The sequence below is a fragment of the Streptomyces sp. NPDC050704 genome, assembly GCF_040654355.1.
Classification (GTDB): domain Bacteria; phylum Actinomycetota; class Actinomycetes; order Streptomycetales; family Streptomycetaceae; genus Streptomyces.
The window spans coordinates 90,378-97,394 of sequence record NZ_JBFAHW010000035.1 but is presented as its reverse complement, the minus strand read 5'-3'; the positions used below and the strand labels follow the sequence as shown (position 1 = coordinate 97,394).

The window sequence follows — 7,017 nt, the reverse complement described above, 5'->3', positions numbered from 1 at the left end:
CGGTACGGCGTACACGCCGTACCGCCTCACTGCGCGCCGCGGGAGACGGGGAGTTACGTGCGCAGCGCCACGACGCCCGGGGTCTCCGGTGCGCCGCACCAGCGTTCGAGCGCCCTGCCGAGACCGACCGCGTCTTCGCGGCTTCCGGCCCAGGCGCAGTATCCGTCGGGGCGGCTGAGTATGAGGTCGTGGGCCGCCAGCTCCGGCGGGCCCTCCAGCTCGACCTCCACCGCCTCCACCAGCTTCGCCCACGGCTGGTGCACGGGCGGCACGGCGCCGCCGGTCTGGTCCAGCAGCACGAACCGGCCGGAGCGGAACAGGTCGTAGAGCGGCCGTATTTCTCCGCCCGGGTGGCGGACGCTGGTGTTGGGCAGCCGACGGCCGACCAGCCCGCCCCGGCCGGAGCGGTCCCCGTCGGGGTAGGCGAACGACAGGTTGGAGATCTGCCCGGCGAGGAAGCGGTGGGTCACGGGCAGGGAGGTGACCGTGGGCACCACCAGGCGGCGCAGCAGGCGCAGCGGGGGAGCGGGGGTCATCATCATGTGCATGGCCCGGCCCGTGGCCCCCAGGACGCGTCGGGCGATGGGCCGGCGCTCCTGCTCGTAGGTGTCGAGGATCGAATCCGGTGCGCCGTGCCGAATGACCGCGGCCAGCTTCCAGCCCAGGTTCAACGCGTCCTGGCAGCTGATGTTGAGCCCCTGGGCGCCGAGCGGCGGGTGTACGTGGGCGGCGTCGCCGCCGATCAGGACGCGGCCCTTGCGGTAGGTGGTGGCGTGCCTGTTGTGGAAGCGGAAGCGCGCGGTGTACGTGGGGTCGTAGGGGTGGAGGTCGTAGCCGAAGACGCGGGTGATCATGTCGCGCAGTTCCTCCAGGCTCGCGGGCTCGTCGAGGTCCCGCGGCTGCCTGCGGTCGACCGCGCCCATCCGCCAGGTGCCGTCGCCGAAGTCGATGGCGACGACCATCCCCTCCTTGGACACCTTGACCAGCATGCCGTCCTCCGGCTTGCGACCGAGCCGTACGTCGCCCGCCATGACGTTGTACGGGTACGACCTGCCGGGGAAGTCGATGCCCGCGGCGGTCCGCACGGTGCTGTGGGAGCCGTCGAAGCCCACGAGCCAGCCGGCCCTGCGTTCCCGGACGGTGCCGCCCTCGCTGGTCCGCACCGTCACGCCGTCCGCGGTCTGGGAGACGGCCTGGACCTCGACGCCGCGCTCGATGCGGGCTCCGTGGGAGCGGGCGTGGCGTTCGAAGATCTCCTCCGTGACGCTCTGCCGGCAGATGCCGAGCTGCTGGTACTCCGTGTCGAGCTGGGTGAGGTCGATGCGGGCCCTGCCCACGGTGATCCGGTAGTGGTCGTGGGGATGGCCGGCCCGCATGAAGTCCCCGGCCATCCCGCGCATCGCGAGTAACTCCAGCGTGCGCGCCTGCAGTCCGGTGGCCCGCGACTGCACGGACGGGGTGGTACGGCGCTCCAGCACCGTGCACGGGACGCCGGCGAGTGCCAACTCGCAGGCGAGTAGCAGGCCACCGGGGCCGGCTCCCGCGATCAGGACCTGATCCTTGTCGCTGTTGCTCATGGAAGGTGCCTCCTCCTCGGAGTCGGTCGGCTTCAATAATTCTTGACCTGATGAACTCCTCGTGCATAGGCTTTCACAGATGTCATCAAGTGATTAATTCCCGGCGGCAGATGCAACTCACGGCTCGGACCGCGACCGTGCGGGTGACATCGACCGTGGAGGCTGCTTCGCCGACCTTCGTAGACCGGAGGGAAAATCCATGACAGACAGCCCGTTAGATACACAACTCCGACTGGACGCCGACGTGGCGATCATCGGGTCCGGCATCGCCGGGACGGCCCTGGCGGCCATCCTGGCCCGCGCCGGAGTCGACGTCCTGCTGTTCGACGCCGGCACTCATCCGAGGTTCGCCGTCGGCGAGTCCACCATCCCGCACACCTCGATGCTGATGCGCATGATCGCCGACCGGTACGACGTGCCGGAGATCAAGAGCCTGGCGTCGTTCGAGAACGTCCAGGCCGAGGTGTCGCCCGCGAGCGGGATCAAGCGAAACTTCGGCTTCCTCTACCACCGCAAGGGCGAGCGGCAGGATCCGGCGCAGTGCAACGAACTGCCGCTGCCCGGGATCATCAACACCGAGAACCACTTCTTCCGGCAGGACGTCGACGCCTGGATGCTGTCCGTGGCCGTCAGGTACGGCGCGCGGGTCGCACAGCGCGCCGCCATCACGGACATCGACATCGACGACAAAGGGGTCACTCTCGCCACCGAAACGGGAGATCGGTGGCGAACCCGGTACGTCGTGGACGCCAGCGGCGGCAGGTCCCCGCTCGCCACCAAGTTCGACCTGCGCGAGCAGCCCACCCGGATGCGCCACCACGCCAGGTCCCTGTTCACGCACATGATCAACGTGACGCCGTACGAGCGGCTCCAGCCGCGCGGCACGCACGCCAACATCATGCCGTGGAGCCAGGGCACCCTGCACCACATCTTCGAGGGCGGCTGGATCTGGGTCATCCCGTTCAACAACCACATCAAGGCGCGCAACCCGCTGGTGAGCGTGGGTCTGAGCCTCGACCCGCGGATGTACCCGAAGCCCGACTGCCCGCCCGAGGAGGAGTTCCGGCGCTTCATCAAGGACTTCCCCAGCATCGCGCCGCAGTTCACCGGGTCCCGGTCCGTACGCGAATGGGTCTCCACCCCCAGGCTGCAGTACTCCTCGAAGCAGACGGTCGGCTACCGCTGGTGCCTGACGTCCCACGCGTCGGGCTTCGTCGACGCCCTGTTCTCCAGGGGGCTCGCCAACACCTTCGAGATCATCAACGCGCTGGGCTGGCGCCTGATCGACGCCGTGCGCGCCGACGACTTCGACGTGGAGCGGTTCAAGCTGGTCGAGGAGCTCGAACAGGGCCTGCTCGACTTCAACGACGACCTGGTGGCCAACGCGTACACCTCGTTCCGCGACTACGACCTGTGGGACGCCTGGTTCCGCGTCTGGTCCGTCAACCAGCGGCTGTCCAACTTCGAGATCAACCGGGCCTACGGCAAGTACCTCAAGACCCGGAACCCGCGGATCCTGGAGGACTACGAGCGCCACGCGGTGCGCGGCACCCTCGCCGAGTACGAGCCGGTCCGCGAGCTGTTCCGCGACGCCAGCGCCCAGCTGCGCCAGGTCCAGGAGGGCACGACCACGGCCGAGTCCGCCGCCCGCCGGGTGATGCACTCGCTGCGCTCGGCCACCTTCCTGCCGCCCGCACTGGGTGCCGGGGACCCGGACAACCGGTGTGTGCACGTCACCGGGGCCAAAGTGGTGAGCATGCTGCACTGGGCCAAGTCCGAAGCCCCGCCGGAGATCGGCGAGTTGGTCTACGAGGGCCTCACCCTCTTCCTGCGCCGCCGGTTCTCGCCCACACAGCTCAACCCGCTGGACGAAGTGCTGAAGATGGCCGCACGTCGTCCCGGCGTCCACTGACGCGACCCCAGGAGCAGAGAGGAAGCAGGATGTCGACTCCGCCGCAGGAGCGAATGTGCCCTCATGCAGAGCCGGACGACGGGCATACCATTCCGCACGACTTCGCCGAGAACCCGTACCCGTTCTTCACGAACCTCCGCGACACCGGCTCCGTGCACAAGGTGATCCTCCCCGACGGCACCCCGTCCTGGTGGGTGACGCGGTACGAGGACATCGACGCGTGCATCAACGACCACGTGCGGTTCAGCAGCGAGGTCACGCACGCGGTGAACCGCCCCGAGGTCCAGAACAGCCAGGCACTCATCCGCAAGGACGAGACGCTGCGCTACACCATGATCAACCGGGACCCCCCGGACCACAGCCGGATGCGCAAGCTGGTGGTGCGCGCTTTCAGCGCCAACCGGATCGACTCGCTGCGCCCCCGCATCCAGGAGCTCGCCGCGGAGCTGCTCGACCGCATGGAGGAGCGGGGCGAAGCCGAACTGATCGAGGACTACGCCTTCCCGCTGCCCATCGGCGTCATCTGCGAGCTGCTGGGCGTGCCGCGGGAGGACATCAGCTACTACGGCGCGCTGGTCACCAAGCTCGTCGGCGCCGCCCGGCCCGGCGACGGGCTCAGCGCCATCGCGGAGCTCAAGGACTTCATCGCCCAGAAGATGGCCGACAAGCGCAAGGCCCCCGCGGACGACGTGTTCTCGGCGATGGTCCAAGCGGCCGACGAGGGGGTGCTGAGCGAGCCCGAGCTGCCGGCGATGGGCCTGCAACTCCTCACCGCGGGGCACGAGACCAGCATCTACATGATCAGCGGCGGCATGTTCCGGCTGCTCCAGCACCCCGACCAGCTGGCCGCGGTGCAGGCCGACCCCGACCTGGCGCGGGCGGCCGTCGACGAGCTGCTGCGCTTCGATCCGCCGCCCGTCCCCGGGGTCTTCCGGCACGCCACCGAGGACGTGACCGTCGACGGCACGGTGATCCCCAAGGGCTCGCTGGTCATTCTGTGCCTGGCGTCGGCCAACCGGGACACGACCAAGTTCGAGTGCCCCGAGCGGCTGGACGTCACCCGCGCGGAGAACCCGCACATGGCGTTCGGCGGCGGCGTCCACTACTGCCTCGGTGCCCGGCTCGCGCGGCTGGAGGGGGAGGTCGCCATCGGCTCACTCATCCGCCGGTTCCCGAAGCTGCGGCTCGCCGTGCCGGCCGAGCAGATCCAGCACCGGTCGCTGAACTTCCTTCAGCGACTGGATTCCCTGCCGGTGGTACTGCGCTGACGCCGACCGGCGGATCGACCGTCATCCTGCGGCTGCCGGCCCGGTCGGCAGCCGCAGCGTCACGCTCAGGCCCTCGCCCGGCGCCGTGTCCAGCTCTACGGTGCCGCTGTGCACCTCGGCCACGGCGCGGACGATGGACAGCCCAAGACCGGTCCCGTCGGCGCCGTCCGTGTCCCGGCGGCGGCCGGCGTCGGCGCGGAAGAAGCGGTCGAAGATCCGGGCGGCGTCCTCCGAGCGCATCCCGGGGCCGTGGTCCGCCACGCGCAGCCGGACGGTACCGGCGTCCGCCTCCACGCTCACCTCGGCCCGCGCGCTCTCCGGCGTGTGGGTGCGCACGTTGGCCAGCAGCTTGCCGACGGCCAGGCGCAGCCGGTCCTCGTCCCCGAGCACGTACACCGCGGTCCCCGGCGCCCGTACCACGACCGGCCGCCGCGGCTGCCGGGCGGCGAGGTCGGCGGCGCCGTCGCGGGCGAGCCGGGCGAGGTCGACCCGGCGCAGGTCGAGCAGCGGACGCTGGTCCAGGCGGGCCAGGTCGAGCAGTTCGTCCACCAGATGTCCCATCCGGTCCGCCTCCGTGCTCGCCCGGTTCAGCGCGCGCCGCTGGTCGGCCTCGCCGAGCATCCCGTCGGCACACAGCTGGAGATAGCCGCGGACGGCGGTGAGCGGGGTGCGCAGCTCGTGCGAGGCGTCGGCGGCGAACTGGCGCGCCCGTGCGGTGGCCCGCTCCCTGGTCTCGAAGGCCGACTCGATCTGGTGCAGCATCGTGTTGAGGGCGTCGCGCAGCTCCACCACCTCCGTGGTCGAGCTGCCCTCGTCGCCCATCCGCCGGGACAGATCGCCCTCGGCGATCGCGGACGCGGTGTGCACCATGTCCTCCAGCGGGCGCAGGCTGCGCCGGGCCGTGGCCAGCGACACCGCCGCCAGCGTCAGCAGCAGCCCGAGCCCGGTGCCCACGGAAAGCGGGAGCAGCCGGGTGACCAGGGAGGCCATCGAGTCCAGCGACGCCGCCTGGAGGATCATGCCGCCGTCCTGCAACCGCACCGCCACCACCCGGTAGTCCCGGCCGCCGGCCTCCACGGTGACCGGGTCGCCCGCGTCGGACAGGGCAGCCGGGTCGGCCACCGCGGAGGCCACGGCGCCGCGCTGGGTACTGACGGTCTGCGCCGCCCGGCCGGCGGGAACCGGCTCCACCACGGGCAGCGGCCGGCCGCTGGGGTCGAGCACGACCGTGGTGTTCTCGGTGATCGGGTTGTCGGGCACGAAGCCCTGCACGCTGTGGAGGTGGTCGGCGAGCCGGAGCAGGTTCTCGACGCTCTCCACGGTGGCGCCGGACTGACTGAGGTTCGTCCGCGCCCGCAGCAGTTCCTCGTCGATCCGGTCGAGCATGAAGTGCCGTACGCCCAGCAGGCCCGCGGTGATCGTCAGGGTCAGGGTCAGCGCCAGCAGGATGACGTTGGCGATGCTGAGCCGGACGCGCAGCGAGTACAGGCCCGCCCGCAGGCCGGCGCGGCGCGACGTGCTCACCGCGGGCTCTCCACGGTGTAGCCGAGGCCCCGCCGGGTGACGATCAGCGGCGGCCCGAGCGCGTCCAGCTTGCGGCGCAGATAGCTGATGTACGTCTCGACGACGGTGGACCCGGGGAACTCGTACTCCCAGACCTGGCGCAGGAGTTCGTCCTTGGTGACGATCCGGTCCGCGTGCTGTACGAGGTGCCACAGCACCCGGAACTCCGTCGGGGTGAGGTCGACGGGCTGCCCCGCCCTGCGGACGGTGTGGGTGGCCTCGTTCATCTCCAGGTCGGCGTGGCGCAGCACCGTCTGCGGCGCCTGGTCGCGCCGGGAGCGGCGCAGCACCGCCCGCACCCGGGCCAGCACCTCGTCCACCTTGAACGGCTTGGTGATGTAGTCGTCGCCGCCCATGGCGAGGCCGCCGACGATGTCCGACGAGGCGTCGCGGGCGGTCAGGAAGATCACCGCCAGGTCGTCGCGCTCGGCCCGCAGGGTGCGGCAGACCTGCCAGCCGCTGCCGTCCGGCAGCATCACGTCGAGCAGCAGCAGGTCGGGGTGGTGCGTGCGGGCCAGCTCCTCGGCCTCGCGGCAGGTGGCCGCCGCGTAGGTGCGAAAGCCGTGGAACTTGAGCGTGATCTCCAGGATGTCGGTGATGCTCGGCTCGTCCTCGACGATGAGAACGGTGCCCTGACCGGTGACGTCCTCCATGCCGTGCTCCTCCCATCCCGTTACGGTGCCCGCACGCCGCCCCG

The 7,017-nt window shown here is 70.6% G+C and carries 5 protein-coding genes; 2 read left to right on the top strand and 3 right to left on the bottom strand.

From position 1 onward, the window contains the following. Positions 1-53: 53 nt before the first annotated feature. Positions 54-1,577 carry an FAD-dependent monooxygenase gene (locus tag AB0I18_RS21890; RefSeq protein ID WP_363107214.1) on the bottom strand — a complete coding sequence of 508 codons (1,524 nt, stop codon included), beginning with the start codon at positions 1,575-1,577 and terminating at the stop codon, positions 54-56. A 199-nt stretch (positions 1,578-1,776) separates the two neighbouring features. Here AB0I18_RS21890 and AB0I18_RS21885 point away from each other — a divergent pair, with 199 nt between their 5' ends. Together AB0I18_RS21885 and AB0I18_RS21880 are read left to right on the top strand one after the other, a co-directional pair. Continuing rightward, positions 1,777-3,489 carry a tryptophan 7-halogenase gene (locus AB0I18_RS21885; protein ID WP_363107213.1) on the top strand — a complete coding sequence of 571 codons (1,713 nt, stop codon included), beginning with the start codon at positions 1,777-1,779 and terminating at the stop codon, positions 3,487-3,489. Positions 3,490-3,518: 29 nt separating this feature from the next. Then, on the top strand, positions 3,519-4,757 hold the full coding sequence (locus AB0I18_RS21880) for a cytochrome P450 (RefSeq protein ID WP_363107212.1): 1,239 nt from the start codon (positions 3,519-3,521) through the stop codon (positions 4,755-4,757). Between the two features lie 21 nt (positions 4,758-4,778). Here AB0I18_RS21880 and AB0I18_RS21875 read toward each other — a convergent pair whose 3' ends face one another. Together AB0I18_RS21875 and AB0I18_RS21870 are read right to left on the bottom strand one after the other, a co-directional pair. Continuing rightward, a complete protein-coding gene (locus AB0I18_RS21875) occupies positions 4,779-6,281 on the bottom strand; it encodes a HAMP domain-containing sensor histidine kinase (RefSeq protein WP_363107211.1) in 1,503 nt (500 codons plus the stop codon). Beyond that, complete coding sequence (locus AB0I18_RS21870) at positions 6,278-6,973, bottom strand: response regulator transcription factor (protein ID WP_363107210.1); 696 nt, start codon at positions 6,971-6,973, stop codon at positions 6,278-6,280. Before AB0I18_RS21870 ends, AB0I18_RS21875 begins: the two co-directional genes overlap by 4 nt. Positions 6,974-7,017 lie beyond the last annotated feature (44 nt).

Excerpts from the sequence above, each read along its gene's own strand:
- AB0I18_RS21885 (WP_363107213.1), top strand. The coding sequence starts at position 1,777 with ATGACAGACAGCCCGTTAGATACACAACTCCGACTGGACGCCGACGTG.
- AB0I18_RS21870 (WP_363107210.1), bottom strand. The coding sequence starts at position 6,973 with ATGGAGGACGTCACCGGTCAGGGCACCGTTCTCATCGTCGAGGACGAG.
- AB0I18_RS21880 (WP_363107212.1), top strand. The coding sequence starts at position 3,519 with ATGTCGACTCCGCCGCAGGAGCGAATGTGCCCTCATGCAGAGCCGGAC.
- AB0I18_RS21890 (WP_363107214.1), bottom strand. The coding sequence starts at position 1,577 with ATGAGCAACAGCGACAAGGATCAGGTCCTGATCGCGGGAGCCGGCCCC.